This is a genomic window from Kitasatospora xanthocidica (assembly GCF_014656195.1).
Taxonomy (GTDB): Bacteria; Actinomycetota; Actinomycetes; order Streptomycetales; family Streptomycetaceae; genus Kitasatospora; species Kitasatospora xanthocidica.
Map to the genome: position 1 here is coordinate 56,652 of NZ_BNBY01000028.1, position 25,987 is coordinate 82,638.

At 72.7% G+C, this 25,987-nt stretch carries 21 protein-coding genes and 2 tRNA genes; 7 read left to right on the forward strand and 16 right to left on the reverse strand.

The features are described from left to right. Nucleotides 1–31 precede the first annotated feature (31 nt). From IE332_RS33030 to IE332_RS33040, 3 genes are all read right to left on the reverse strand, one after another. Nucleotides 32–649 (reverse strand): ATP-dependent Clp protease proteolytic subunit, encoded by a 618-nt coding sequence (locus IE332_RS33030; protein WP_308437644.1) that lies wholly within the window; start codon nt 647–649, stop codon nt 32–34. A 268-nt stretch (nt 650–917) separates the two neighbouring features. After that, entirely contained in the window at nt 918–2,306 is a 1,389-nt protein-coding gene (gene tig / locus IE332_RS33035; RefSeq protein WP_189923726.1) for a trigger factor, read from the reverse strand. A gap of 293 nt (nt 2,307–2,599) precedes the next feature. Further along, nucleotides 2,600–2,673, reverse strand: a tRNA-Pro gene (locus tag IE332_RS33040). A 205-nt stretch (nt 2,674–2,878) separates the two neighbouring features. Between IE332_RS33040 and IE332_RS33045 the strand changes: the two genes are divergently transcribed. Then, a tRNA-Gly gene (locus tag IE332_RS33045) sits at nt 2,879–2,949 on the forward strand. A gap of 78 nt (nt 2,950–3,027) precedes the next feature. Here the strand turns inward: IE332_RS33045 and IE332_RS33050 are convergent. Next, nucleotides 3,028–3,642 (reverse strand): DUF6197 family protein, encoded by a 615-nt coding sequence (locus tag IE332_RS33050; protein ID WP_189923728.1) that lies wholly within the window; start codon nt 3,640–3,642, stop codon nt 3,028–3,030. A gap of 190 nt (nt 3,643–3,832) precedes the next feature. Between IE332_RS33050 and IE332_RS33055 the strand changes: the two genes are divergently transcribed. Then, the gene (locus IE332_RS33055; protein WP_189923730.1) at nt 3,833–4,624 is read left to right on the forward strand and encodes a DUF6348 family protein; all 792 of its coding nucleotides are present in this window, start codon (nt 3,833–3,835) and stop codon (nt 4,622–4,624) included. A gap of 45 nt (nt 4,625–4,669) precedes the next feature. Here the strand turns inward: IE332_RS33055 and IE332_RS33060 are convergent, their stop codons facing one another. The 4 genes from IE332_RS33060 to IE332_RS33075 form a co-directional block, all read right to left on the reverse strand. Further along, on the reverse strand, nt 4,670–4,867 hold the full coding sequence (locus IE332_RS33060) for a hypothetical protein (protein ID WP_030058274.1): 198 nt from the start codon (nt 4,865–4,867) through the stop codon (nt 4,670–4,672). Between the two features lie 480 nt (nt 4,868–5,347). Beyond that, nucleotides 5,348–6,574, reverse strand: a complete 1,227-nt coding sequence (locus IE332_RS33065; RefSeq protein WP_189923732.1) for a PP2C family protein-serine/threonine phosphatase — start codon at nt 6,572–6,574, stop codon at nt 5,348–5,350. A gap of 313 nt (nt 6,575–6,887) precedes the next feature. Further along, on the reverse strand, nt 6,888–7,373 hold the full coding sequence (locus tag IE332_RS33070) for a ribose-5-phosphate isomerase (RefSeq protein WP_189923734.1): 486 nt from the start codon (nt 7,371–7,373) through the stop codon (nt 6,888–6,890). A gap of 59 nt (nt 7,374–7,432) precedes the next feature. Continuing rightward, entirely contained in the window at nt 7,433–8,032 is a 600-nt protein-coding gene (locus IE332_RS33075; protein WP_189923736.1) for a biotin transporter BioY, read from the reverse strand. Between the two features lie 266 nt (nt 8,033–8,298). On the opposite strand from IE332_RS33075, the gene IE332_RS33080 reads away from it, so the two are divergent. Further along, entirely contained in the window at nt 8,299–9,711 is a 1,413-nt protein-coding gene (locus IE332_RS33080) for an amino acid permease (RefSeq protein ID WP_189923738.1), read from the forward strand. An 80-nt stretch (nt 9,712–9,791) separates the two neighbouring features. On the opposite strand, the gene IE332_RS33085 is transcribed toward IE332_RS33080, so the two are convergent. Next, on the reverse strand, nt 9,792–10,424 hold the full coding sequence (locus IE332_RS33085) for a mycothiol-dependent nitroreductase Rv2466c family protein (protein WP_189923746.1): 633 nt from the start codon (nt 10,422–10,424) through the stop codon (nt 9,792–9,794). Nucleotides 10,425–10,651: 227 nt separating this feature from the next. On the opposite strand from IE332_RS33085, the gene pepN reads away from it, so the two are divergent. After that, nucleotides 10,652–13,216 (forward strand): aminopeptidase N, encoded by a 2,565-nt coding sequence (pepN, locus tag IE332_RS33090; protein ID WP_189923748.1) that lies wholly within the window; start codon nt 10,652–10,654, stop codon nt 13,214–13,216. A gap of 48 nt (nt 13,217–13,264) precedes the next feature. On the opposite strand, the gene IE332_RS33095 is transcribed toward pepN, so the two are convergent. From IE332_RS33095 to IE332_RS33110, 4 genes are all read right to left on the reverse strand, one after another. After that, nucleotides 13,265–14,629 carry a glycoside hydrolase family 18 protein gene (locus IE332_RS33095; RefSeq protein WP_189923750.1) on the reverse strand — a complete coding sequence of 455 codons (1,365 nt, stop codon included), beginning with the start codon at nt 14,627–14,629 and terminating at the stop codon, nt 13,265–13,267. A gap of 174 nt (nt 14,630–14,803) precedes the next feature. Next, the gene (gene acnA / locus IE332_RS33100; protein WP_189923752.1) at nt 14,804–17,449 is read right to left on the reverse strand and encodes an aconitate hydratase AcnA; all 2,646 of its coding nucleotides are present in this window, start codon (nt 17,447–17,449) and stop codon (nt 14,804–14,806) included. Between the two features lie 183 nt (nt 17,450–17,632). Beyond that, nucleotides 17,633–17,788: a hypothetical protein gene (locus IE332_RS33105; protein WP_189923754.1), complete on the reverse strand. Its 156-nt coding sequence runs from the start codon at nt 17,786–17,788 to the stop codon at nt 17,633–17,635. Continuing rightward, nucleotides 17,785–18,861: a hypothetical protein gene (locus tag IE332_RS33110; RefSeq protein WP_189923756.1), complete on the reverse strand. Its 1,077-nt coding sequence runs from the start codon at nt 18,859–18,861 to the stop codon at nt 17,785–17,787. The genes IE332_RS33105 and IE332_RS33110 overlap by 4 nt, the downstream gene beginning before the upstream one ends. 29 nt (nt 18,862–18,890) lie before the next feature. Here IE332_RS33110 and IE332_RS33115 point away from each other — a divergent pair, with 29 nt between their 5' ends. The 3 genes from IE332_RS33115 (at nt 18,891) to IE332_RS33125 (ending at nt 20,362) form a co-directional block, all read left to right on the forward strand. After that, nucleotides 18,891–19,238, forward strand: a complete 348-nt coding sequence (locus IE332_RS33115; RefSeq protein ID WP_189923758.1) for a hypothetical protein — start codon at nt 18,891–18,893, stop codon at nt 19,236–19,238. Nucleotides 19,239–19,288: 50 nt separating this feature from the next. Continuing rightward, nucleotides 19,289–19,744 carry a type II toxin-antitoxin system VapC family toxin gene (locus IE332_RS33120; protein ID WP_229929097.1) on the forward strand — a complete coding sequence of 152 codons (456 nt, stop codon included), beginning with the start codon at nt 19,289–19,291 and terminating at the stop codon, nt 19,742–19,744. A gap of 84 nt (nt 19,745–19,828) precedes the next feature. After that, a complete protein-coding gene (locus IE332_RS33125) occupies nt 19,829–20,362 on the forward strand; it encodes a superoxide dismutase family protein (RefSeq protein ID WP_189923760.1) in 534 nt (177 codons plus the stop codon). A 55-nt stretch (nt 20,363–20,417) separates the two neighbouring features. Here the strand turns inward: IE332_RS33125 and argF are convergent, their stop codons facing one another. The 3 genes from argF to IE332_RS33140 all read right to left on the reverse strand — a co-directional run bounded on the left by argF (nt 20,418) and on the right by IE332_RS33140 (nt 25,812). After that, entirely contained in the window at nt 20,418–21,419 is a 1,002-nt protein-coding gene (argF, locus tag IE332_RS33130) for an ornithine carbamoyltransferase (protein ID WP_189923762.1), read from the reverse strand. 143 nt (nt 21,420–21,562) lie between these two features. Further along, the gene (locus IE332_RS33135; protein ID WP_189923764.1) at nt 21,563–24,166 is read right to left on the reverse strand and encodes a polynucleotide kinase-phosphatase; all 2,604 of its coding nucleotides are present in this window, start codon (nt 24,164–24,166) and stop codon (nt 21,563–21,565) included. Further along, on the reverse strand, nt 24,163–25,812 hold the full coding sequence (locus IE332_RS33140; RefSeq protein ID WP_189923766.1) for a 3' terminal RNA ribose 2'-O-methyltransferase Hen1: 1,650 nt from the start codon (nt 25,810–25,812) through the stop codon (nt 24,163–24,165). The genes IE332_RS33135 and IE332_RS33140 overlap by 4 nt, the downstream gene beginning before the upstream one ends. Between the last annotated feature and the right edge of the window lie 175 nt (nt 25,813–25,987).

A 25,987-nucleotide genomic window follows, 5' to 3' on the forward strand; every position in this document is an offset into this window, starting at 1 on the left:
GTGGCTGTGGTCTCGTGGGCCGGGCCGAGGCTCAGGCGCCCGTGCCGCCGCCGCCGGGGACGTCCGCGGCGCTGTGCATGATCGCGTCGATGAGGCCGTACTCCAGGGCCTCCTCCGGGCTGAACCAGCGGTCGCGGTCGGAGTCCCGGGTGATCTGCTCGAAGGACTGGCCGCTGTGGAAGGCGATCAGCTCGGACATCCGCTTCTTGGTGCGGAGCAGCTGCTCGGCCTGGATGCGGATGTCGGTGGCGGAGCCGCCCAGGCCCGCGGAGGGCTGGTGCATCAGGATGTTGGCGTTCGGCAGCGAGAAGCGCTTGCCCTTGGCGCCGGCCGTCAGCAGGAACTGGCCCATCGAGGCGGCCATGCCCATCGCGATGGTGACGACGTCGTTCTTGATGTACTGCATGGTGTCGTAGATCGCCATGCCGGCCGAGATCGAGCCGCCCGGGGAGTTGATGTAGAGGAAGATGTCCTTTTCCGGGTCCGCGGCCAGCAGCAGCAGCTGCGCGGTGATCTTGTTGGCGATGTCGTCGTCGACCTGCTGGCCGAGGAAGATGATCCGCTCGTTCAGCAGCCGGTTGTAGACCTGGTCGCCAAGGCCGCCGAGCACGTCACCAGCGGCGGCGTGCGGCGCCATCGGGCCAGGCATCTGCATCTGCGGGAACGTCACTTAGCCACCTGCTCAGTCGTTTTGGACGGTCGCTCGACGGCCGTCACGATGTCGCACAGCTTCCGGGTATCACGTCGTGATTGTCGCTGTCCAAGGACCCTAACGCGCAGGCCGGGCCGCAGAATCCCTCACGCAGAACTGTTCGCTGTGAGCGCAGGGTCGCGACGGCCCGCGGGCGGGAAGACAGCGGGCCCGGACACCATGACGGCGTCCGGGCCCGCTGTGTGCCTCAGGGGGCTGCCGGGGCTCAGGCCTCGGTCTTCTCCTCGGCGGCCTCGGCGGCGGGGGCCTCGACGGTCTCGGCCGTCTCGTCCTCGTCGTCGAAGTTGATCTCGTTGCCCTCGGTGTCGACGACCTTGGCGGCCTCGACCACCGTGGCCAGCGCCTTGCCACGGGCGACCTCGCCGACCAGCAGCGGCACCTGGCCACCCTGGACGACCTGCTGCGCGAACTGGTCGGGGGTGAGACCCGAGCCGGCGGCGCGGCGGATGAGGTGCTCGGTCAGCTCCTCCTGGTTAACACCCAGCTCCTCGTCGGCGACGATCTGGTCCAGGACGAACTGGGTCTTGATGCCCTTCTTCGCCTGCTCCTCGATCTCCGCGTCCCACTCCTCGCGGGTCTTGCCCTGGGTCTCCAGGTAAGCCTCGAGGTTCAGGCCCATCGGCTCCAGCTGGTGGTGCTCGACGTTGTGCTTGCGGGTCTGGATCTCGTCCGCGAGGAGCTTCTCGGGGTACTCGATCTCGACCAGCGCCAGCAGGGCGTCCAGCACCTTCTCCTGGGCCTGGGTGGCCTGGTCGTACTCCTTCATGCGCTCCAGGCGCTTGCGGGAGTCGGCGCGGAGCTCCTCCAGGGTGTCGAACTCGCTGGCCAGCTGGGCGAACTCGTCGTCCAGCTCCGGCAGCTCCTTCTCCTGGACGGTGGTGACGGTGACGGTGACCTCGGAGGTCTTGCCCGCCTGGGTGCCACCCTTGAGCTCGGTCTCGAAGGTCTTCTCCTCGCCGGCCGACAGGCCGACGACGGCCTCGTCGATGCCGTCGATCAGACGGCCCGAGCCGATCTCGTAGCTCACGCCGGTGGCGGTGCCGTCGTCCGGCACCTCACCGTCGACCTTGGCGACGAGGTCGACGACCACGATGTCACCGGCGGCCGCGGCGCGCTCGACGTCCTTGACCGACGAGAAGCGCTCGCGCAGCTGCTCCAGCGACTTCTCGATGTCCTCGTCGGCGACGACGATCGGGTCGACCGTCACCTCGATGGAGGAGAACTCCGGAAGGGTGATCTCCGGACGGATGTCCACCTCGGCGGTGAACTTCAGGTCACCGCCGTCGGCGATCGTCTCGACACCCTCGATGTTGGTGATGTCGGGCTGGCCGAGGACCTCGATCTTGCCCTCGTCGACGGCCTGCGTGTAGAAGCGCGGCAGGGCGTCGTTGACGGCCTCTTCCAGCACGGCGCCACGGCCGAAACGCTGGTCGATGACGCGAGCCGGGATCTTGCCCTTGCGGAAGCCCGGAACCGTGACCTGCTGGTTGATCTTCTTGTACGCCGCGTCGAGGCTGGGCTTGAGCTCCTCGAAGGGCACCTCGACGGTGAGTCGAACCCGCGTGGGGTTCAGAGTCTCGACGGCGCTCTTCACGGTTAGGTCTCCTAGGGGCTTGCGGTCAGGTTGTCTCCGCCCGGCCGCGCCGCCCGGCCGGAGCCGGAAGGGTGGGTCGGGCGAGACGGGCGATGGGCGGTTGGAGCTGCATCTCCCGTGGGGTGGACGGTGAGCTTGACTCCTCGCCCTCGTGCGGTTGACCTGGGTTGACGCCGCAGGGACTACCGCCAGCGCCCCATCCTACCGGTACCACGAAAGGCGGACGCCAGGCGCCACCGTACCGGCCGAACAGAACAGGGCCCCGCCCCGGTGGGCGAGACCCTGCCGCACTGTCGGGGTGGCCGGATTCGAACCGACGGCCTTCCGCTCCCAAAGCGGACGCGCTACCAAACTGCGCCACACCCCGTGGTGCCGAGAGGAAGCGTACACGGCGGGCCTGTTCGGCTCGCCGGGTATTGCGCGCGGGCCATTCCGCGCGGGCGCGGGGCGACGCGGGCGGACGGGCGCGCGGGGGTGCGCGACGGGGGTTCCCGAAATGGAGTGTGCACGCGGGCGGCCGGACCAGGTACGCTGTTGCCCGAACTTCCGGCCGGTGACGGCTGGGGGGTCACGCGGGCGTAGCTCAATGGTAGAGCCCTAGTCTTCCAAACTAGTCACGCGAGTTCGATTCTCGTCGCCCGCTCCTCGTCCGGCCCCGGCGCGCATTCCGCGCCGGGGCCGGTTGCGTTTCCGGGGCCCGTGCGCCCCTCCCCCGCCCCGCTCAGAGTCCGAGGCGGGCGGCCCTGGCCGCGGCCCGGTCGAGCAGCAGGTGGACGTCGCCCTCCCGGGTGGTGGGGCGGTCGTTGAACTCGTCCGGGGAGCGCGCCGGGCGTCCGGTGCCGTGCAGCACCTCCATCAGCTGGACCCGGGCGGTGCGGACCGTGGCCGGGGTGCCGTAGCCGTGCGCCAGCACGGCGGCCTGGGCGCCGAGCAGGCAGACCCGACCTCCCTCGTCCCACATCGCGCCCTGCAGCCAGCCGTGGACGCCGATGTAGCGGGAGGCCAGCCGGAGGTGGTCGGCCGCGGTGACCGGGACCGGACGGGCCGGGCGGCGCAGCGCCCGGTCGAGCAGGGTCGCCCGGGGCACCGGGTGGCCGGCGAACCAGGGGCTCGCGGTACGGCCGTACGGGCAGACGTACGGTCCGGGGGCGCGCGCGGGGGCGGGCAGCGAGGCGAGGTAGGCCTCGATCTCGGCGACCAGGCCGGAGGCGTCCGGGCGGAGCGGGAACGGGCGGGACGGGAACGGGCCGGACGGGTGCGGGCCGGGCGGGTGCTGCCGGAGCGGGTGCGGCCGGGCCGGGGGCGGAGGGGGCGTCGGGTCGGTGGTGCGGGGCATGCGGGCTCTCCGGGCGGAAGGCGTGCGGGTTCCGCTGCCCAAAGTGGGGCATTCAGAACAATTCCGCGACCGGAGGGCCGGGAAGTCCGAATGGTTTCCCGGTTGGGTGTCGGGCCGATAGCCTCGGCGGCGTTCGAGTGCAGTTCGAGCGCGAGCTCAGCCGCCGCGCTCCCAAGGTGGAGGAGTCGCGGTGGGTCCGCAGGAGCGACTGGCCGTCATACAGCGCTGTGTGGTCCGGGAGATGGCGCGACTGGGCCAGGTGTTCAGGCTGGACGGCGAGGTGGTGCGCGGCCCCGGCACCACGGCGGTGGCGGTGCGCGAGCACCCCGGGGACGACGGCGCCGGCCACGTGGACCTCGGCTTCGTACTGCAACTCGGCCGGGCGGACGCGCCGGTGGTGTGGGACTGCGCGGCCGGCCTCGGCAAGACCGAGGAGGAGAAGCTCGCCAACGCGGTGAAGATGTGGGCGACCACCACCGCCTCGGTGCTGGTCGAGCTCGCCGAGGGGCGCGGGGTGCACGCCGACCACCCGGACCTGCCCGAACTCCCGGGCTGGCGCGCGGTCCAGGGGCCGGCCGCGGTGTTCGGCTTCGGCAACGAGCACTTGGCGGGGTGGCTCGCCGAGAACCGGGTGCTCCCGGCGCTGGCCCCCGCCCTGCGCGCGGAACTGACCGGTCCGGGGCCGGTCGGGGTCAAGCTCTTCCTGGGCGGGAAGGCCGGGGACGACGTCGCCGAGGTCCGGGTGGGCGGCGAGGTGTCGGAGGCGGCGTCGGCCGCGCTGCGCGCGCTGGACTGGCCGCGGGGCGAACGGCTGTGCTGGGCACGGCTGTTCGTCCTGTTGACGGCCGAGCGGACGGCCCCGGGGCGGACCACGCCGACGGGCGCCGTGGCACCCGCGCCGATGCGCGCCCCGGCCCCGGCGGCCGCACGCCCCCGGGGACTGTTCGCTCGCTGGCGGGAGGCCAGACGGGCCGGGCGGTGAAGGTTGCTCGCCCGCTCCGACCGATGAGCGGGCGATGCGGTCGGATCAGCCCCCGGTGATGCTGGAGATGCTGTGCGCCAGGTTGGCCAGCAGGGAGTTGATCGAGGTCGCGACCGTGGTCTCGTGCAGCATGAAGCCGAACAGGGCGGCGACGATCGCGTGCGGGATCTTCATCTGCTTGTTGCGGATGAAGATGATGCTCAGGATCGCGAACAGGACCAGCGCGGAGACGGAGAGTGCCACCCGGACTCACTTCCTCGTTTTCATAGCGGGGTGCCACCACCCGGCGACACCAGCGAAAGCCGGACCCCGGCATGTCCCACGGTCCCGAGGCGGAATCGCGGACCGTCCGACACACCGCCGGTGAGGGAGGCCACGGTCGACCGCTGTCTGTCGTGCCGCATGTGACGCCCCCTATCCCCCGAATCCTGAACAGTCCCGCCCGGACTCAGTGTGGTCGACCGTGCCGATTGCGTAAAGGTCTGACAGTCAGCCCAGCGCCGATATCCTGCGATGCGAGACGAGTTTCCGCCGACCGGGACGATAGCCGAGCCGCGCTGACGGATCGTCGGCGGGGCCGTGCTGAGCGGCCGGGAAGCGGTCGGGGGCGGGTAGCGGAAGCCGCTGGTCCGGTCCGTCGGCGGGCCGTCCGATTTGGCCGAAGATCAGCTGCCTGGCTTGACAGCCGATGCCCGCGGCATGTGCACGCGAGCGGGTCGCGGCTCAGTCGCGCCAGAGCAGCAGCACCGCGCGGTCGTCGTTGATGTCCCGGGCCACGGTTTCGATCAGCGCGGCGGCGGCGCCCGCACCCGCGCCCCGGTCGGCACCGGGCACCAGCCGGTCGGCCTCCCCCATCAGCCGGTCCATGCCCTCCGTGAGGTCCCGCCCCGGCGCCTCGACCATGCCGTCGGTGCACAGCAGCAGGACGTCCCCCCGGTTCAGCCGGCCGCGCACGCCCTCGAACTTGGCGCCGTCGTAGATCCCCAGCAGCGGGCCCTCGGCCTGCTTGACCTCCCAGCGCCCGGCGCCGGCCAGGCGCTGCATGCCCGGCAGGTGCCCGGCCGACAGCAGCTCGTACTCGCCGGTGTCCAGGTCCAGCACCAGGTGGACGGCGGTGGCGAAGCCCTCCTCCCAGGACTGGCGCAGCAGGTAGCCGTTGGCGGCGGGCAGGAAGTCGTGCGCGGGCAGCGAGCCGACCAGGCCGCCGAAGGCGCCGGAGAGCAGCAGCGCGCGGGAGCCGGCGTCCATGCCCTTGCCGGAGACGTCCGCGAGGACCACCTCCAGCAGCCGCTGGCCGGGGCCGGTCCGAGCGGCGACCACGAAGTCCCCGGAGAAGGACTGGCCGCCGGCCGGGCGCAGCGCCATGTCCGCGTGCCAGCCGGCCGGCAGCGCGGGCACCCGGCTCTGCACCCGAAGGCGCTCGCGCAGGTCGAAGAGCATGGTGGAGCCGCCCCACCAGGGCACGCCGACCCTGGCCCGGAACTGGGCCAGCAGCAGTCCGCCCACCCCGGCGGCGCCGACCACCAGGGCCGCGCCCGGGGTCACGCCGTAGACGTAGGCCTCCGGGTTGTCGCTGGCGACCCGCTGGCCGGTGTGGATCACGGACTCGGCGGAGAGGCCGAGTGCGGCGAGCGCGTAGAGCACCACCAGGCTGCCGGGGCGCAGCAGCAGCGCGCCGGCCAGGATCGGCAGGACCAGGGAGGTGGGCGGGGCCCAGTCGGGCATCCAGATGTTGAGCAGGATCAGCAGGGGGACGAGCAGGGCGAGCGCGCAGAGCACCGGCCAGTCGGCGGCGCCGCCGCGGAAGTAGTCCACACCGGCGTTGCGCAGCCTTCGGCGGACCCGGCGGAGCTTCTTGCGCAACCGGGCCGTCACGGGGTCGGACGCCGTGGTGGCGCCGGGCCTCGTCGCAGTCGTCTGGGGCGGTGCGCCCGGCGGTCTGCCAGCCATGGGGTCCGACCCTATCCACGGGCACGGCCCGGCGTCGACGGCTCGGACGCGGGCGGGTGCGCCGGGGTGCGGGGCGCTCAGTGGGTTTCGGCCGATCGGGGTGGTCACGGGCGCGTCGTCAGGAGGCGTACACCGGTTGGGCGTACGAATCTCGTGGTCGGCGCGTGCGCCCCGCGCGCGGGGCCGTCCGCGCGCCGGGGCCTGTGTCCGATCCCACAGGGCGACCGGGGCCCGGGACTGCGGCGGCCGGGGACGGCGGCGGCCGGCCGCACGGGAGCGTGCGGCCGGCCGTTGGCGGACGGGGGGGGTGGGATCAGCCCTGGGGGTGGTGGGCCGGGATCGGCGGGAGCTCGCCGGTGGTCTCGTACTCGCTCAGCATCTCGATCCGGCGGGTGTGCCGCGGCTCGCCGCTGTACGGGGTGGCGAGGAAGACCTCGACGAACTTGGTGGCCTCCTCCTCCGTGTGCATCCGGCCGCCGATGGAGATCACGTTGGCGTTGTTGTGCTGACGGCCGAGCTCGGCGGTCTGCGTGCTCCAGGCCAGTGCGGCCCGGACGCCCTTGACCTTGTTGGCGGCGATCGCCTCGCCGTTGCCCGAGCCGCCGATCACGATGCCCAGGGCCTCGGGGTCGGCGGCGGTGCGCTCGGCGGCGCGCAGGCAGAACGGCGGGTAGTCGTCCTCGGCGTCGTAGATGTGCGGCCCGCAGTCGACCGGCTCGTGGCCGGCCCCCTTGAGCCACTCCACGAGGTGGTTCTTCAGTTCGTATCCGGCATGGTCGGAGCCCAGGTACACGCGCATGCCATGAGTGTGGCACGCGGGTGCGAGCCGGGCGCGAGCGGCCCGATCACGGCGGGCCCTCAGCGCTTGCCGAGGAGCTTCCAAGCGAGCGGCAGGGCCCCGGCGGCGAAGGCGGCCTTGAGGGCGTCGCCGACCAGGTACGGGTAGAGGCCGAGCTCGGCGGCGCGGGCGAGCGGCACGTCCAGCGCGAAGGCCAGGTAGGGGACGCCGACCGCGTAGATGGCGAGGCTGCCCAGGACCATGGTGACGGCGGTGTTGACCGGGCTGCGGTCGGCGCCGCGGCGGGCCAGCGCGCCGGTCAGGGCGGCGGCGAGGACGAAGCCGAGCACGTAGCCGAAGGAGGGCATCGCCCAGCCGGAGGTGCCCTCGGCGAACCAGGGCATCCCCGCCATGCCGGCGAGCAGGTAGAGGGCGAGCGAGGCGACGCCGCGGCGGGCGCCGAGCGCGGTGCCGACCAGCAGGGCGGCGAAGGTCTGGCCGGTGACCGGTACCGGCGAGCCGGGGACGTTGACGGACAGCTGGGCGGCCACGCCGGTCAGCGCGGCGCCGCCGGCCACCAGGGCCAGGTCGCGGACCTGGCCGCCGAGGCGGGTGGAGGCGGCGGGCAGCAGGTCGGCGAGGACGGCGCGGCGCGGTATCGGGGTGGTGGCAGTGGCCATCGGGGGTCCCTCCGTGGGGTCCAGGTGAGTGAACACCTGTGAACCTACGCGGTGATCCACTGCGCGACCTGCACGGTTTCGGACAAACCCCCACCCCGGGGCGTTGTCGGAACCGGCCCGAAGCGACACGGGGTGACCACCCGGGCACCCTCCGTTCCGGCCCGGTCCGCAATGTGGTCCCGAACCGGAGGTGGTTGGCATGAACAGAGGCCCCACCGGATATTGGACAGCTCATGCCGCATACCGCACAGTCTGGAACCACCCCTATGGCCCCCACCTCCGCGCCCCCGGCGCCCGGGACCACCGACGCCGCCACCCCGGCACCGGGCAGCCAGCAGCTCTCCCACGGGCTGAAGCAGCGCCACCTGTCGATGATCGCCCTCGGCGGCGTGATCGGCGCCGGCCTCTTCGTCGGCTCCGGCGCCGGCATCGCGGCCGCCGGCCCGGCGATCATCCTGGCCTTCGTGCTCTCCGGCCTGCTGGTCATGCTGATCATGAGGATGCTCGGCGAGATGTCCGCCGCCCGCCCCGCCTCGGGCTCCTTCTCGGTGCACGCCGAGAAGGAGATCGGCCCGTGGGCCGGGATCACGGCGGGCTGGATGTACTGGGTGATGCTCTGCTGCGGCGTCGCCGCCGAGGCCACCGCCGCCGGGAAGATCGTCAACGGCTGGATACCGGGCGTCTCGTCCTGGGTCTGGGTCGCCCTGTTCATGGTCTTCTTCTGCGCCAGCAACCTCACCGCGGTGAAGAACTTCGGTGAGTTCGAGTTCTGGTTCGCCACCGTGAAGGTCGCCGCGATCGTCGCCTTCCTGGTCCTCGGCGGGCTCGGCGTCGCCGGGGTGCTCGGCCCCGGCGCCCCCGGCACGGCCAACCTCACCGGCCACGGCGGCTTCCTGCCCAACGGCGTCGACGGCCTGATCGTCGGCCTGCTGGCCTCGGTCTTCGCGTACGGCGGTCTGGAGACCGTCACCATCGCCGCCGCCGAGTCCGACGACCCCAAGAAGAACGTCGCCAACGCCGTGCGCACCGCGGTGTGGCGGATCGCGATCTTCTACATCGGCTCGATGGCCCTGGTGGTCACCCTGGTCTCCTGGCAGGACCCGGCGGTCGTCGCCGACGGCCCGTACGTCACCGTGCTGCGCCACCTCGGGGTGCCCGGCGCCGGGGCGATCATGCAGGTGGTGGTGCTGGTCGCGCTGCTGTCCGCGATGAACGCCAACATCTACGGCGCCTCCCGGATGGCGTACTCGCTGGTCGGCCGCGGCCAGGGCCCCAAGGCGCTGGCCAAGGTCAGCGGCGGGGTGCCGCGCCGGGCCGTGCTGGCCTCCTGCCTGTTCGGCTTCGGCGCCGTGCTGGCCGCCAAGTTCTGGCCGGACACCGTGTTCACCTGGCTGATGAACACCACCGGCGTGGCGATCCTGGTGGTCTGGCTGTTCATCTGCGCGGTCCAGCTGCGGATGCGCCGCCGGCTGGAGCGCGAGGCTCCCGAGCTGCTCACCGTGAAGATGTGGGGCTACCCGTACCTGACCTGGGTCGCGATGGCCGCCGTGGCCGGCATCCTCGCGCTGATGACCACCACCGAGGGCAACCGGGAGCAGCTGTACGCGGCCGGGGTGCTGGTCGCGGCGCTGGTCACCGCCGGTCTGTTCAAGCAGCGCCGGGACGCCGCCGCCCGCTGAGCCGCCGTCCACGCGCAGGGCCCGGTACCGCTCGCGGTACCGGGCCCTGCCGCGCTCCGGCTCGGGGCCGGGGCCGGGGACTACTCGAAGGACGGGCCGGCCGTCCGGGTGCGCTTGATCTCGTAGAAGCCCGGGGTGGAGGCCACCAGCAGGGTGCCGTCCCAGAGCCGGGCCGCGGCCTCGCCCTTCGGGGCCGGGGTGACCACCGGGCCGAAGAAGGCGACCCGCTCGCCGTCCGCGCCCTCGACCGCGATCACCGGGGTGCCGACGTCCTCGCCGACCAGGGTGATGCCCTCCTTGTGGGAGGCGCGCAGGGCCTCGTCGTGGATGTCCGTGCCGGCCGCGTCGGCCAGCTCGGCGGGCAGGCCCGCGGCCACCAGGGCGGCCTGTATGGTCTCCCGGTCCTGCGGCAGGCCCTGGTTGTGGAAGCGCACGCCCAGCTCGGTGTAGAGCCGGCCGAGCACCTCCTCGCCGTGCTTCTCGGCGGCGGCGATGCAGACCCGCACCGCGCCCCAGGCGTTGTTCAGGAGCTCGCGGTAGTTGTCCGGCAGGTCCCGGTGCTCGTTCAGCACCGAGAGGCTCATCACGTGCCAGCGCACGTCGACCGGGCGCAGCTGCTGGACCTCGATCAGCCAGCGGGAGGTCATCCACGCCCACGGGCAGGCCGGGTCGAACCAGAAGTCGGCGGTCTTGCGCTCAACGGCAGTGGTCACTGCGTGTCGTCCTTCGTGAGGTGATCCGAGGCAGGGGTGAACTCCCCCGCAGGACCCCAACGCCCGCTCGACGCCGCTGATTCCGCCCCGGGCGCGTCGGCCTGTGCAATGGTACCGACGGCGGAACGCGTGAAAGGATGACCCCGCGTGCGCGGCCGACACCCGTGCGCCGAGACCGCACCACCCATCCGCGCACCACCGTGCGAGCCGGACAAAGGAGTACCGCCGTGCCGGGCAAGAACCTCAGCCGCGACGAAGCCCAGCAGCGGGCCAGCATCCTGGCCGTGGACGGCTACCGGGTCCGGCTCGACGTGACCTCGGCCCCCGACCCGGCGGCCGCCACGTTCCGCTCCACCACCACGGTCGCCTTCCGCTGCACCCAGCCCGGCGCCGGCACCTTCCTCGACCTGCTCGCCCCCGCCGTCCGCTCGGTCACCCTCAACGGGCGCGCCCTCGACCCGGCCACCGCCTACGACGGCGCCCGGGTGCACGTGGACGGCCTGGCCGCCGAGAACGAGCTGACCATCGAGGCCGACTGCGCCTACAGCCGCACCGGCGAGGGCCTGCACCGCTTCGTCGACCCGGTGGACGGCGAGACCTACCTCTACACCCACTACGAGCCGGCCGACGCCCGCCGGGTGTTCGCGACCTTCGAACAGCCCGACCTGAAGGCCCCGTTCACCTTCACCGTGACCGCCCCGGCCGCCTGGGACGTCCGGTCCAACGCGCCGCACGAGTCCGTCACCGCCGAGGACTCCGCGCGTACCTGGGAGTTCGCGCCGACCAAGCCGATCTCCACCTACCTCACCGCGGTCGTCGCCGGCCCGTACCACGTCGCCCGCGACCACTACAGCCGCGAGCTCGCCGACGGCACCACCCTGGAGATCCCGCTCTCCGCGATGTGCCGGCGCTCCCTCGCCCCGTACTTCGACGCGGAGGAGATCCTCGGCGTCACCAAGCTCGGCCTCGACTTCTTCCACGAGGAGTTCGACTACCCGTACCCCTTCGGCAAGTACGACCAGGCCTTCGTCCCCGAGTACAACATCGGCGCGATGGAGAACCCCGGCTGCGTGACCTTCCGCGAGGAGTTCGTCTTCCGCTCGAAGGTCACCGACGCCGCCTACGAGGCCCGGGCCAACGTCATCCTGCACGAGATGGCGCACATGTGGTTCGGCGACCTGGTCACCATGCGCTGGTGGGACGACCTCTGGCTGAAGGAGTCCTTCGCCGACTTCATGGGCTCCTACGGCCTGATCGGCGCCCGCACCCGCTACTCCTCCGCCTGGGTCACCTTCGCCAACCAGCGCAAGGCCTGGGCGTACCGGCAGGACCAGTTCCCCACCACGCACCCGATCACCGCGGACATCCGGGACCTCGAGGACGCCAAGCTCAACTTCGACGGCATCACCTACGCCAAGGGCGCCTCCGTCCTCAAGCAGCTGGTGGCGTACGCCGGTTCGGAGGCCTTCTTCGAGGGCGCCCGCCGCTACTTCAAGCGGCACGCCTTCGGCAACACCGAGCTCACCGACCTGCTGGACATCCTGGAGGAGACCAGCGGCCGCGACCTCAAGGCCTGGGCCGCCGCCTGGCTGCAGACCGCCGGCGTGAACTCGCTCACCCCGCAGGTCACCACCGACGCCGAGGGCCGGATCACCGAGCTCGCCGTGCTGCAGGACGGCGAAGTGCTGCGCCCGCACCGGATCGCGCTCGGCCTGTACGACCGGGACTCCGACGGCGCCCTGGTGCGCACCGAGCGGATCGAGCTGGACGTCACCGGCGCCCGCACCGTCGTCACCGGGGCGGCCGGCCGCCCCCGCCCGGCGCTGGTCCTGCTCAACGACGACGACCTGACCTACTGCAAGATCCGCTTCGACCAGGACTCCCTGGAGACCCTGCGCACCGGCCTCGGCGACATCCGCGACGAGCTGTCCCGCGCCCTGGCCTGGTCCGCCGTCTGGAACCTCACCCGGGACGGCCTGATGCCGGCCCGCGACTACGTCGCCCTGGTGCTGCGCTTCGCCGGCCAGGAGGGCAACATCGGCGTGCTGCAGTCGCTGCACCTCCAGGCCAAGACCGCCGTCGACCTGTACGCCGACCCGGCCTGGCGCGCCGAGGGCGGCCGACTGCTCGCCGACGGCGCCCTGCGCGAGCTGCGCGACGCCGTCCCCGGCAGCGACCACCAGCTGGCCTGGGCCCGCTTCCTCGCCCAGACCGCGGGCGGCGCCGAGCATCTCGGCCTGGTCCGCGGCCTGCTGGCCGGCAGCGCCCGGATCGACGGCCTGGAGGTCGACCAGGAGCTGCGCTGGTCGCTGTGGCTGGCCCTGGCCGCCGCCGGGCAGGCCTCCGACGAGGAGCTGGCCGCCGAACTGGCCGCCGACAACACCGCCGGCGGCAAGCGCCAGTACACCCACTGCCTGGCCGCCCGGCCCACCCCGGAGGCCAAGGCCGCCGCCTGGTCGGCCGTGGTCGACTCGGACGAGCTGCCGAACGCCCTCGTCGAGGCCAACATCGCGGGCTTCGCGGTGCCCGCCCACCGCGATCTGACCGCCCTCTACGCGGCTCCGTACTTCAAGCTGCTGGAGCGGATCTGGGCCGAGCGGACCATCGAGGTCGCGATGCGGTTCGTCGCCGGCTTCTTCCCGAGCGCCCACACCGACGAGTCGACCCTGGCCGAGGCCGACGCCTGGCTGGACGGGCACCCGCAGGCCGCGCCGGCGCTGCGCCGCCTGGTGCTGGAGCGCCGGGACGACCTGGCCCGCGCCCTGCGGGCACAGGCCTGCGACCGGGCCTGACGGTCCTGACGTCCTGACGTCCGGGGGCCCGCCGTAGGGGCCGCCGGGTCAGTCGCGGCGCAGGCCGCGGTCCAGGGCGGCGATCGCGCTGCCCCGGGCGTCGTCGCCGTCCAGCGACCAGACCATCACGCCGCCCAGGTCGTTCCAGCGCGCGTACCGCGCCTTCCGGGTGAGCACCTCGGCGGTGTCGTAGCTGTAGAAGGTGGTGCCGTCGTACTTCCAGGACGCGCCGTGGTCGCGGTCCACGTAGACCTTGCCCGGCAGCGCGTTGATCTCCTGGTACGAGTGGTCGGGCGCGGCGGCGGTGGCGCTCTGGTAGAGGCCGCCGCGGTCGCCGGGGGCGACGCCCGTCCAGCCGTGGCCGTAGAGCGGGGCGCCGAGGACGAGCTGCCGGGCGGGCAGGCCGCGCTCCTGGTAGTGCGTCACGGCCGTGTCGGCGCTGCGTCGGCGGGGGTCCGGGTCGGCCGGGTCGGAGTAGAGGTTGGCCTGGTGGTTCGCCGGGCCCGTGCCCTCCCAGGGGCCGTGCAGGTCGTAGGTCATCACGTTGAGCCAGTCCACCGACCGGCTCAGCTCCGGGAGTTCGAGCCGGTCGGCGACGGTCTCGTTGGCGGCGACGGCGGCGGTGAGCAGGTAGTGCCTGCCCTTCTTGCCGCCGGTGCCGGAGCTGCTGCTGGTGCCGGCGCTGGTGCCGGCGCTGGTGCCGGAGCCGGACAGCGCGTCCAGCTGGGTGCGGAACTCCCGCATCAACAGGGTGTAGTTGCGGCCGTCCTCGGGGCGGACCACGTTGCCCGCGTCCCCGCCGCCGCCCGGGTACTCCCAGTCGATGTCGATGCCGTCGAAGACGCCCGCGGCCGCGCCCTTGCCGCCCTCCGGGGAGCCGGCCAGGACCGGCACGTTCCCCTTGAGGTAGAGGTCGATGCAGGAGGAGACGAACTTCTTCCGGGCCTCGTCGGTGGCGGCCGCGTCCGAGAAGTACTTGGACCAGCTCCAGCCGCCCAGCGAGATGACCGTGCGCAGCTGCGGGTTCTTCGCCTTGAGCTTGCGCAGTTGGTTGAAGTGGCCCTTCAGCTTCTGGCCCGGGGCGTCGGCGACGCCGTCCACCGACTCGGCGGCGGAGAAGGCGCGCTGGTAGTCGTTGCGGGCGTCGCCCTGGCCCGCGTCGTCGCTCTCGAAGCAGGTGCCGTCGGCGGAGACGTTGCCGAAGGCGTAGTTGACGACGGTGAGCCTGGCCGCCTGGCCGGACTCCTGGACCCGCTTGGCGGAGCTGTCGGCGCCCCACTGGGTGAAGTAGCCGACCCGCTGGCCCTTCAACGTCGGGCCGTGCCGTCCGTCGGCGGCGTCGGCGGTGGCGGGGGCGGCGAGCAGCGCGGCGACGGTGGCGGCGGCGAGCAGGGCTGAGGCGCGAGTTGGCATACCGGACCCGTTCTCTGAAGCGGCGTCAAATGGTCTGGACCAGATGGGACAGAGGTTTAGTCCATCCGCCGTTCACCGCACAAGGGGGCGGGCCGGGTCGGCGCAGCATGCAAAAGGGGGCCGGGCCCGCGGAGTCGCGGGTCCGGCCCCCTTCAGGAGCTACTGAACCGGAGTTCAGCCGATGAGCGAGCGCAGCACGTACTGCAGGATGCCGCCGTTGCGGTAGTAGTCCGCCTCACCGGGGGTGTCGATGCGGACGACCGCGTCGAACTCCACATCCCCGGCCTTGACCTTGACGGTCTTCGGGGTGCGGCCCTCGTTGAGCTCGGTCACGCCGGTGAAGGAGAAGGTCTCCTCGCCGGTCAGGCCGAGGGAGTCGGCGTTCTCGCCCTCCGGGAACTGCAGCGGCAGGACGCCCATGCCGATCAGGTTCGAGCGGTGGATGCGCTCGTAGGACTCGGCGATGACGGCCTTGACGCCGAGCAGCGCGGTGCCCTTGGCGGCCCAGTCACGGGACGAGCCGGAGCCGTACTCCTTGCCGGCCAGGACGACCAGCGGGGTGCCGGCGGCCTGGTAGTTCTGCGAGGCGTCGTAGATGAACGACACCGGCGCGTCGGCCTGGGTGAAGTCGCGGGTGTAGCCGCCCTCGGTGCCCGGCGCGATCTGGTTGCGCAGGCGGATGTTGGCGAAGGTGCCGCGGATCATCACCTCGTGGTTGCCACGACGGGAACCGTAGGAGTTGAAGTCGCGCTTCTCGACACCGTTGGCGGTCAGGTACTGCGCCGCCGGGGTGCCCGGCTTGATGTTGCCGGCCGGGGAGATGTGGTCGGTGGTGACCGAGTCGCCCAGCTTGGCCAGGACGCGGGCACCGGCGATGTCGGTCACCGGGCTCGGGGTCTTGGCCATGCCCTCGAAGTACGGGGGCTTGCGGACGTAGGTGGACTCGGCGTCCCACTCGAAGGTGTTGCCGGTCGGGACCGGGAGCGACTGCCAGCGGTGGTCACCGGCGAAGACGTCCTGGTAGCCCTTGTCGAACATCGCCTCGTCGATGGAGCCGGCGACGGTGGCCGCGACCTCCTGCTCGGACGGCCAGATGTCGGCGAGGAAGACGTCGTTGCCGTCGGCGTCCTGGCCCAGGGCGTCCTTGGTGATGTCGATGTTCATGTTGCCCGCGAGGGCGTAGGCGACCACCAGCGGCGGGGAGGCCAGGTAGTTCATCTTGACGTCGGGGTTGATCCGGCCCTCGAAGTTGCGGTTGCCGGAGAGCACCGAGACGACCGCGAGGTCGGCCTCGTTGACGGCGGCCGAGACCTCCTCGGGCAGCGGGCCCGAGTTGCCGATGCAGGTGACGCAGCCGTAGCCGACCAGGTTGAAGCCCAGCTTCTCCATGTACGGGAGCAGGCCGGCCTTCTCGTAGTAGTCCATGACGACCTTGGAGCCGGGCGCCAGGGTGGTCTTGACCCAGGGCTTGACGTGCAGGCCCTTCTCCACGGCCTTCTTCGCCAGCAGGGCGGCGCCCAGCATGACGGAGGGGTTGGAGGTGTTGGTGCAGGAGGTGATCGAGGCGATCACGACCGCGCCGTTGTCGATCTCGTAGGTCGAGCCGTCGGGGGCGGTGACGGTGGTCGGCTTCGAGGCCTCGGCGGAGTAGGTCGGCAGCGCCTCGGCGAACTTGCTCGCGGCCTCGGCCAGGATCACGCGGTCCTGCGGGCGCTTCGGGCCGGAGATCGACGGGACGACGGTGGAGACGTCCAGCTCGAGGTACTCGGAGTAGACCGGCTCGACCGACGGGTCGTGCCAGAGGCCCTGCTCCTTGGCGTACGCCTCGACCAGGGCGAGCTGCTGCTCGTCGCGGCCGGTGAGCTTCAGGTAGCTGATGGTCTCGGCGTCGATCGGGAAGATCGCGCAGGTCGAGCCGAACTCCGGCGACATGTTGCCGATGGTGGCGCGGTTGGCCAGCGGGATGGAGCCGATGCCGTCGCCGTAGAACTCGACGAACTTGCCGACCACACCGTGCTTGCGCAGCATCTCGGTGATGGTGAGCACCAGGTCGGTGGCGGTGGTGCCGGCCGGCAGCTCGCCGGTCAGCTTGAAGCCGACGACGCGCGGGATCAGCATGGAGACCGGCTGGCCGAGCATCGCGGCCTCGGCCTCGATGCCGCCGACGCCCCAGCCCAGCACGCCCAGGCCGTTGACCATGGTGGTGTGCGAGTCGGTGCCGACGCAGGTGTCCGGGTAGGCCTGGCCGCCGCGGACCATGACGGTGCGGGCCAGGTGCTCGATGTTCACCTGGTGGACGATGCCGGTGCCCGGCGGGACGACCTTGAACTCGTCGAAGGCGGTCTGGCCCCAGCGCAGGAACTGGTAGCGCTCCTTGTTGCGGCCGTACTCGATCTCGACGTTCTGGGTGAACGCGTCCTTGGTGCCGAACTTGTCGGCGATGACCGAGTGGTCGATGACCAGCTCGGCCGGGGCGAGCGGGTTGATCTTGGCCGGGTCGCCGCCCAGCTCCTTCACGGCCTCGCGCATGGTGGCGAGGTCGACCACGCACGGCACGCCGGTGAAGTCCTGCATGATCACGCGGGCCGGGGTGAACTGGATCTCCTGGCTCGGCTGGGCGTTCTCGTCCCAGTTGCCGAGGGCGCGGATGTGGTCGGCGGTGATGTTCGCGCCGTCCTCGGTGCGCAGCAGGTTCTCCAGCAGCACCTTGAGGCTGTACGGCAGCCGCTCGGAACCCTCGACGGCGGAGAGCTTGAAGATCTCGTACGACTCGTCGCCCACCTGCAGCGAGCTGCGGGCGTCGAAGCTGTTCGCGGACACGACTGACTCCTTCTGGGTGCTTCGTGCGATATCCGGCCGCCACGCGGTGGTAAGGTCAGCCTTACTTAGGCTTACCTTGCCCGCATCGCCGGTGAGCGCCTCTCGGCAAGTATCTTGATGTCGAGATATATCGTAAGGGTGAGTTATCTCGATGTCGAGATAAACCATAGTGCATGCCGTGGCTCACTCGCCGTCCGGGCCGCGCCGCTTGCGCTCCAGCCTGATCAGCCAGACCGCACCCGCCACCACCGCGGCCGCCATCAGCAGCACCACCACAAGCTCACCACCGGAACCGCCGGTCGGCGAGGGGGCGATGTCCGCCAGCAGGATCGTCCTCATCTCTTCACCTCCACTCCATCCACGCTCCACTCCGTACCGGACCGCGCGCCGGCGCCGAGCACCAGCGTCAGCAGCACCGGGAACTCCAGGTACGCGTGGTAGCTCGCCAGCGCCGCGTACAACGACCGGCCCTGCGCGTAGTCCACCGCGAACAGCACCGCCAGCAGCACCCCGGCCCCCGCGCCCAGCAACCACGCCCGGCCGCCGCGCAGCACCGGCACCCGGGCCTCGAAACGCTCCGCCGCCTCCGGCGCGTACCGCGGCAGGAACCAGACCCAGACCACGTAGTGCATCGTCTGGAGGAAGGCGAACACCGCCAGGAAGCGCAGCCCCGCCTCCGGCGTCAGCCAGGCCGGCGGGGTGTACGCGGCGGCCAGCCGGTCCGTCCAGCCGCCCGGGCGCCCCGACAGCGGGCCGTTCAGCAGCCCGTCCAGCAGCCCGCTCAGCAACAACGCCGGCACCAGCAGCACCCAGACGCCCTGCAGCGCCAGGAACGCCGCCCGCCCGCGCCGCAGCCGACGCGACCACTCGGCCAGGAACAGCAGCGGCACCACGTTGTGCAGGTGCGCCAGCGCCACGAAGTGGTACGCCGGGAAGGCCAGCGAGACCGCGCCGGCCGCCGCCAGCAGCACCGCGCTCGCGGTCAGCAGCCACGGCCGCCCGCGCAGCCCGTACCGGCAGGCCGCCGCCAGCAGGCCGTAAGCGAGCAGGATCTCCGCCGACTGGGACAGCCGGGAGGGCGGCAGCAGCCGGCACAGCACGATGCCCGTCACCAGCGCCAGCAGCAGCCGCAGCAGCGGCCCGGCCAGCACGGCGGCGAAACGGCCCGCCACGTAGCGCAGCTCCAGCACGTTGTGCAGCAGACCGAAGGCGGCCAGGCCCAGCACCGCCAGACCGGTCGGCGCCCGCAGGGCCAGCGCCAGCGCCAGGACGGCCGACAGCGCGAAACCCGCGAACGGCGCGGCGCCCAGCCGGACGGCCGGGCCCGGCGCCGGCCAGACCGGCCCGGACGCGCCTGCTCCGTCGGCTCCTCCGACCGTCGACGCCGACGCGGGTACCGCCCCGGTGGTCATGCGCCCCTCCCCGTGGCACGATCCCCGCCGTGCCCTACGCCCTCGCCCTCGCCCTGACCCTGCTGGTCGAGGTGCCCGTCTACACCGTCGCGCTCACCCGGGCCGGCGGACTGCGCCCCTCCCGGGCCGCCGGTGCCGCCGTCCTGGTCAACCTGGCGACGCACCCGCTGCTCTGGTGGTCCCTGCAGCCGTACGCCGCCGGGCCCGCCGCAGCGTACTGGACCGCCTTCGGGCTCGGCGAGGCCGGCGTCTGCCTCGCCGAGGGCGCCCTGCTCGCCCCGCTCACCGGACTGGCGCCGCGCACCGCACTCCCCTGGGCCGCCTCCGCCACCGCCAACGCCGCCTCGGTGCTCGCCGGGCTGCTGCTCGGGGGCTGAACCGGCCCCCCGCCACCCGAACCGGCGGGCCCGGTACGGTGATCGGTGACGTGACCGGTGACGTGCCCGGTCCCGTGACCGGCGGAGGGGACCTGAAGATGATCGTGGTGGACGCGTCCGCGCTGATGCTGGCGCTGGCCGACGAGGGCCCGCGCGGGGCCGCCGCCCGGGCCGAACTCGCCGCCGACGGGGAATGGCTGGCGCCCGAGCACATCACGGTCGAGGTGATGCAGTCGCTGCGCGGCCTCTACCTGGCCAAGGAGCTGACCGCCGAGCGGGTCGCCGAACTCACCGGCGAGCTGGCCGCGGTGGCGATCCGCAAGGTCGAGGTGGCACCGCTGCTCGGCCGGATCTGGGAACTCAAGGACAACCTGACCCCGGACGACGCCGCGTACGTCGCGGTCGCCGAGCGGTACGGCGCGCCGCTGGTCACCGCCGACCTGCGGCTGATGCGGGCCAGCGGGCCGCGCTGCGAGATCCGGGGCATCCGGCGCGAGCCGCAGTGAGCGGCGGCGCGCCCACCGGGGTGTCCCGGGCGGCCCGGCCTCGTTGAGCAGGGCGACCGCCCCCCTGCTCCAGAAGGTCCGCCGATGACCGCTCCGTTCGCCGCCGCCCTGCTGCCGCTGGCCCTGCTCGCCCCCGCCACCTCGCGGGTCTCCGTCGTCGAGGCCGCCTTCGACCCGGCCACCGCCTTCGTCCCGCCGACCGCGGTCAGCTACGCGGACGACCTGGTGCCGTACGGCTCGCACGTCCGGGTCGCCACCGACCGCTCGGTGCCCGGGCGGACGGTGCTCACCCTGACGGTGTCCGGGCTCGCCCCCGACCACGAGTTCCCGGCGCACCTGCACACCGGCAGCTGCGGGGCCGACCCGGCCTCCTCCGGCCCCCACTACCAGCACGTGGTCGACCCGGTGCAGCCGTCCACCGACCCGGCGTACGCCAACGGGCGCAACGAGCTGCGCCTGGTGCTGCGCACCGACGGGCACGGCAGGGGCACCGCGACGGCGGCGGTGGACTGGCAGCCGCGCCCGGGCGGGGCACGCTCGCTGGTGCTGCACGCGGGCACGCCGGCCGGCCCGCACGCGGCGGGCGACCGGGTGGGCTGCGTCAAGCTGGACGGCTGACCGGGGGCTCCTCAGGCTGCCCCTCGGCTCGTCAGGCCGTTCCTCGGGCGGCTGCTCAGGAGCCGAGGGTGGCGACCAGGACCGCCTTGATGGTGTGCAGCCGGTTCTCGGCCTGGTCGAAGACGATGGAGTGCGGCGACTCGAACAGCTCGTCGGTGCACTCCAGCTCGGTCATGCCGGTGGCCTCGAACATCTGCCGCCCGACCACCGTGCCCAGGTCGTGGAAGGCGGGCAGGCAGTGCAGGAACTTCACGGCCGGATTGCCGGTGGCCCGGACGGTGTCCATGGAGACCTGGTAGGGCTTGAGCAGCTCGATCCGCTCGGCCCAGACCTCCTTGGGCTCGCCCATCGAGACCCAGACGTCGGTGTAGAGGAAGTCGGCGCCGGCCACGCCCTCGGCCACGTCCTCGGTCAGCGTGATCCGGGCGCCGGTCGACTCGGCCAGGGCCCGCGCCGACTTCTGCACGTCCTCGGTCGGCCAGAGGGCGCGCGGGGCGACGATCCGGATGTCCATGCCGAGCAGGGCCCCGGTGACCAGCAGTGAGTTGCCCATGTTGGAGCGGGCGTCGCCGAGGTAGGCGAGGGCGACGTCGGTGAGCGGCTTGACGGTGTGCTCGGTGACGGTGAGCACGTCGGCCAGCATCTGGGTCGGGTGCCACTCGTCGGTGAGGCCGTTCCAGACCGGGACACCGGCGTGCTCGGCGAGCTCCTCGACGACCTCCTGGCCGTGACCGCGGTACTCGATCCCGTCGAACATCCGGCCGAGCACCCGGGCGGTGTCCTTGATGGACTCCTTGTGGCCGATCTGCGAGGCCGCCGGGTCCAGGTACGTGGTGGTGGCACCCTGGTCGTGGGCGGCCACCTCGAAGGCGCAGCGGGTGCGGGTCGAGGTCTTCTCGAAGATCAGCGCGATGTTCTTGCCCCGCAGCCTGGGCTGCTCGGTGCCCGCGTACTTCGCCGCCTTGAGCCCGGCGGCGAGGTCCACCAGGAAGCGGAACTCCTGGGGCGTGAAGTCGAGCTCCTTGAGGAAGTGCCTGTTCCGGAGGTTGAAGGCCATACCGGGCTCCTGGGGTGACGGGACGAGGGGGAAGGCTGGCAAGTGTATACGATACTTGGAATTTCTATACAGACATGGGGATGAGAGAGGGGAGTCCCGTCGGACGGGACTCCCCTCTGCCCGGTTCCGCAGGCTCCGCGCCGCTACAGCCGCGGGTCGACCGGCTCGGACTCCAGCGCCAGCACCGCGAACACCGGTTCGTGCACCCGCCACAGCGGCTCCCCGGCCGCCAGCCGGTCCAGCGCCTCCAGCCCCAGCGCGTACTCGCGCAGCGCCAGTGAGCGCTTGTGGCCCAGCGAGCGCTGACGCAGCCGGTCCAGGTGCTCGGTGTAGTCCGGGCCGTAGATGATCCGCAGGTACTCCCGCCCCCGCACCTTCATCCCCGGCTGCACCAGTCCGCCCGGACGGCCCTCACCACGCGTGGTCCGCACCAGCGAGGCCAGCGGCTTGACCACCATGCCCTCGCCGCCCGCACCGGTCAGCTCCTCCCACCAGGCGGTGGCGGCCGCCGTCGAGGCCTCGTCCTCGGTGTCCACCAGGACCCGGCCGGTGCGGTGCAGCACCGGCTCCTCCCCGTCGTCGGCCGCCACCAGGCGGTCGATCCAGGCCAGGTGCTCGTCGTGCGGACGCACCGCCAGGTTCGCCCCCTCGGCGGCCAGCAGCTGGAACGGCGCCAGCCGGATGCCCGACAGGCCCTCGGTCGGCCAGCAGTACCGCCGGTACGCCTCGGTGAACGCCCCCGCGTCGGCGGAGCGCTGCCGCTGGCGGGCGGTCAGGTCCGCGAGGTCCAGGCCGCGCCCGGCCGCCCGCTCCAGGGCGGACAGCACCTCCGGCAGGGCCGCGCCCGCCGCCGCGCCGACCGCCGCGTACTGGCGGCGCAGCAGCTCCACCGCCTTCAGCGACCACGGCATCAGCTCGGCGTCCAGCAGCAGCCAGTCGGTACCCAGCTCCTCGAACAGCCCGGCCCGCTCGGCGGCCGACCGGACCCGCCCCAGCACGGCGGCAGTCAGCCCGTCGTCGTCGAGGAACGCCCGGCCGGTACGGGTCCAGATCGCACCCGGGCCGGCCACACCGAAGCGGCGCTCCAGCGCGGCACCGTCCCGGGCGACCAGCAGCACCGCGCGCGAGCCCATGTGCTTCTCCTCGCACACCAGGTGGCGCACGCCGTCCGCGCGGTAGGCGAGGAACGCCTCCTCCGGGTGCTCCAGGTAGCCGTCCCGGCGGGAGGTGGCGCTCGGCGCCATGGTCGGCGGCAGGTAGGCCAGCAGCCGCGGGTCCAGCGCGAAGCGGCTCATCACCTCCAGTGCGGCCGCCGCGTTCTCCTCCCGGACGGCGACCCGCCCGTGCAGGCGGGTCTCGACGATCCGGCGCCCGGCCACGTCGGCGAGGTCCAGCGGACGGCCCTCGCGCGCACCCGGCGCGTCGGTGATCAGCGGACGCACCGGGGCGTACCACTCGCGCTCCGCCTCCACGCTCACCAGCTCGCGCTCCGGGTAGCGCAGCGCGGTCAGGCTGCCGCCGAAGACGCAGCCGGTGTCCAGGCAGAGGGTGTTGTTGACGAAGCCCGCCGTCGGCACCGGGGTGTGGCCGTAGACCACCAGCGCCCGGCCGCGGTACTCCTCCGCCCACGGGTAGCGCACCGGCAGGCCGTACTCGTCGGTCTCGCCGGTGGTCTCCCCGTACAGCGCGTGCGAGCGGACCCGGCCCGAGTTGCGGCCGTGGTACTTCTCCGGCAGACCGGCGTGGGAGACCACCAGCGCGCCGCCGTCCAGCAGGTAGTGACTGACCAGGCCGCGCATGAACTCCCGGACCTCGGCCCGGAACTCCTCGGACTCGCCCGCCAGCTGGTCCAGCGACTCCTTCAGGCCGTGCGAGACGGTGACCTTCTTGCCGTCCATCGCCCGGCCGAGCTTGTTCTCGTGGTTGCCGGGCACGCAGATCGCGTGGCCCGCCGCGACCATGCCCATCACCAGGCGCAGCACGCCCGGGGTGTCGGGGCCGCGGTCGACCAGGTCCCCGACGAAGACGGCGGTACGGCCCGCCGGGTGCGCGGCGTCCACCGGGCGGCCCTCGGCGTCCCGGGTCAGGGAGTAGCCGAGACGGGTCAGCAGGGTCTCCAGCTCCGAACGGCAGCCGTGGATGTCGCCCACGACGTCGAACGGACCGGTGAGGTGGCGCAGGTCGTTGTAGCGCTTCTCCGGCACGACCTCGGCCGCCGCCACCTCGGCCTCGCCGCGCAGGATGTGCACCTTGCGGAAGCCCTCGCGCTCCAGGCCGCGCAGGGAGCGGCGCAGCTCGCGGTTCTGGCGCGGGATGACATGGGCGGGCAGCTGGCGGTCCGGGCGGGACCGGTTGCGCTCGGCACACACCCCCGGCGGAACGTCCAGGACGATCGCGATCGGCAGCACGTCGTGCTCACGGGCGATCCGGACCAGCTGCCGGCGGGCCTCGGGCTGGACGTTGGTGGCGTCCACGACGGTCAGCCGGCCCGCCGCCAGGCGCTTGCCGACGATGTAGTGCAGGAGGTCGAAGGCCTCGGCGGAGGCGGACTGGTCGTTCTCGTCGTCCGCGACCAGGCCCCGGCAGAAGTCGGAGGAGACCACCTGGGTGGGCAGGAAGTGGCGGCGGGCGAAGGTGGACTTGCCCGCGCCGCTGGTGCCGATCAGGACGACGAGCGAGACGTCGGTGACGGGCAGGAGGCGGGGGGCGGTGCTCTCGGTCGTCGCGTCGACCGTGGCGTCGGTCATCGGGGTTCGCCTCCTTCGGGCGTCGTGGTGGTGGCTGCTCCGGTGGTGGCCGGCGCGTCGACGGTGATGGGCGGCGCGTCGACGGCAGTGGGCGGCGCGTCGACGGCAGTGGCCGGCCCGTCGACGGTGGCCGTGAACAGGGCGAGCTGGGTCGGTGCGCCGACCTCCTCGTCCTGCGGGCCGACCGGGCGCAGCACCACGGTGTAGCCGTAGGCGGCCGCGACCTTCTCGGCCCAGGCGCCGAACTCGGCGCGGGACCACTCGAAGCGGTGGTCGGCGTGCCGGACGGTGCCCGCCGGCAGGCTCTCCCAGCGGACGTTGTACTCGGCGTTCGGCGTGGTGACCACCACGGCCCGGGGCCGGGCCGCGCCGAACACGGCGTACTCCAGGGCGGGCAGCCGCGGCAGGTCCAGGTGCTCGATCACCTCGCACAGCACTGCCGCGTCGAAGCCCTTCAACCGGGCGTCGGTGTACGTCAGCGCGCCCTGCGCCAGCGTCACCCGGGCCGCCTGCCGCTCGGGCAGCCGGTCCAGGCGCAGCTTGCGGCTCGCCGCCTGCAGTGCCCGCACGGACACGTCCACGCCGAGGATCCCGGTGAACCGGGCGTCCTTCAGCAGCTCGCCGATCAGCTCGCCCTGGCCGCAGCCGAGGTCCGCGACGCGGGCGGCCCCGGTCTCGCGGAGGGCGTCGAGGATCGCGGCACGGCGCTGCTCGGCGAGGGACGGCGGACGGGGCCGCTCGGGCTCCGCCGGCCGCTCCCCGCTCCCCTGAGTGCCCTCCTCCTCGGGCCGGGCGCCTTCCTCCTCGGGCCGGTCGTCGACCGCGTTGTCGACCTCCTCGACCTCACGGTCGTCCGCCTCGGCGAGCCGGGCCAGTTCCAGGCGCTCCATCGCGGCCCGGGTCAGCGACCAGCGCCGGGCCAGGTAGCGACGGGTGATCAGAGCACGCTCCGGGTGGGCGGCCAGCCAGCCCTCGCCGGCGGCGAGCAGCTTGTCCACCTCGTCCGGGGCGACCCAGTAGTGCTTGGCGCCGTCCAGCACCGGCAGCAGCACGTACAGCTGCTGGAGCGCGTCGGCGAGCCGCACCGCCTCGGAGACGAGCGCGATCCGCACGTACCGGGAGTCGCCCCACTCCGGGAACGACTCGTCCAGCGGGATCGCCACGGCCTCGACCCGCCAGCCCAGCGGCTCGAACAGCCGGGCCACCATCGCCGGGCCGCCGCCCTCGCCCGCGCCGTTCGCGGGCACGGCGGGCAGCTCGATCCGCAGCGGACGCGCCCGCCCCGGCAGTTCGGGACGGGCCGGGCAGGCGCCCTTCATCGCGGACCGGAACACCGTCCGCAGCGCCACCGCGAGGAGCGAGGACGCGGCGTACGGGCGGTCGTTGACGTACTGGGCGAGCGCGAAGTCGGGCGAGCCGCCGCGCCCCCTGCCGTCGCCCCGGCCCTTGCGGACCAGTGCGACCGGGTCGATGTCCAGCAGCAGCGCCGCCGTGCAGACCTCGTCCCCCGCCTCGGGGTAGAAGACGTGGGCCTCACCGTGCGACGTCGTGAAGCGCTGGACCTTGCCGGGATGCTTGTGCAGCAGGAACCCGAGATCCGTGGCCGGGTCCTCGGCGCTGCCGGTGGTGGAGATCGACATGAACACCCGCCGAAGTATTGCTCAGCGAAACGGCGCTGAGCACGGGGTTTTCCCGCCCGGGGCCCCGAGGCCGGGAAGTCCGCCGGGCAGGTCCGGACGGTGGGCGGGCCCGGACGCCGGGCAGGTCCGGACGGCGGGCGGGTCCGGACGGTGGGCGTGTTCGGCACCGGGGCCCCGCATT

Bases quoted from the DNA above. Each gene is read 5' to 3' on its own strand.
- IE332_RS33030 (WP_308437644.1), bottom strand. From the start codon at position 649: ATGCCTGGCCCGATGGCGCCGCACGCCGCCGCTGGTGACGTGCTCGGC.
- IE332_RS33050 (WP_189923728.1), bottom strand. From the start codon at position 3,642: ATGCCCCGCACCACCGACCCGACGCCCCCTCCGCCCCCGGCCCGGCCG.
- IE332_RS33065 (WP_189923732.1), bottom strand. From the start codon at position 6,574: ATGGCTGGCAGACCGCCGGGCGCACCGCCCCAGACGACTGCGACGAGG.
- IE332_RS33070 (WP_189923734.1), bottom strand. From the start codon at position 7,373: ATGCGCGTGTACCTGGGCTCCGACCATGCCGGATACGAACTGAAGAAC.
- IE332_RS33075 (WP_189923736.1), bottom strand. From the start codon at position 8,032: ATGGCCACTGCCACCACCCCGATACCGCGCCGCGCCGTCCTCGCCGAC.
- IE332_RS33080 (WP_189923738.1), top strand. From the start codon at position 8,299: ATGGCCCCCACCTCCGCGCCCCCGGCGCCCGGGACCACCGACGCCGCC.
- IE332_RS33095 (WP_189923750.1), bottom strand. From the start codon at position 14,629: ATGCCAACTCGCGCCTCAGCCCTGCTCGCCGCCGCCACCGTCGCCGCG.
- IE332_RS33105 (WP_189923754.1), bottom strand. From the start codon at position 17,788: ATGAGGACGATCCTGCTGGCGGACATCGCCCCCTCGCCGACCGGCGGT.
- IE332_RS33110 (WP_189923756.1), bottom strand. From the start codon at position 18,861: ATGACCACCGGGGCGGTACCCGCGTCGGCGTCGACGGTCGGAGGAGCC.
- IE332_RS33125 (WP_189923760.1), top strand. From the start codon at position 19,829: ATGACCGCTCCGTTCGCCGCCGCCCTGCTGCCGCTGGCCCTGCTCGCC.
- argF (WP_189923762.1), bottom strand. From the start codon at position 21,419: ATGGCCTTCAACCTCCGGAACAGGCACTTCCTCAAGGAGCTCGACTTC.
- IE332_RS33135 (WP_189923764.1), bottom strand. From the start codon at position 24,166: ATGACCGACGCCACGGTCGACGCGACGACCGAGAGCACCGCCCCCCGC.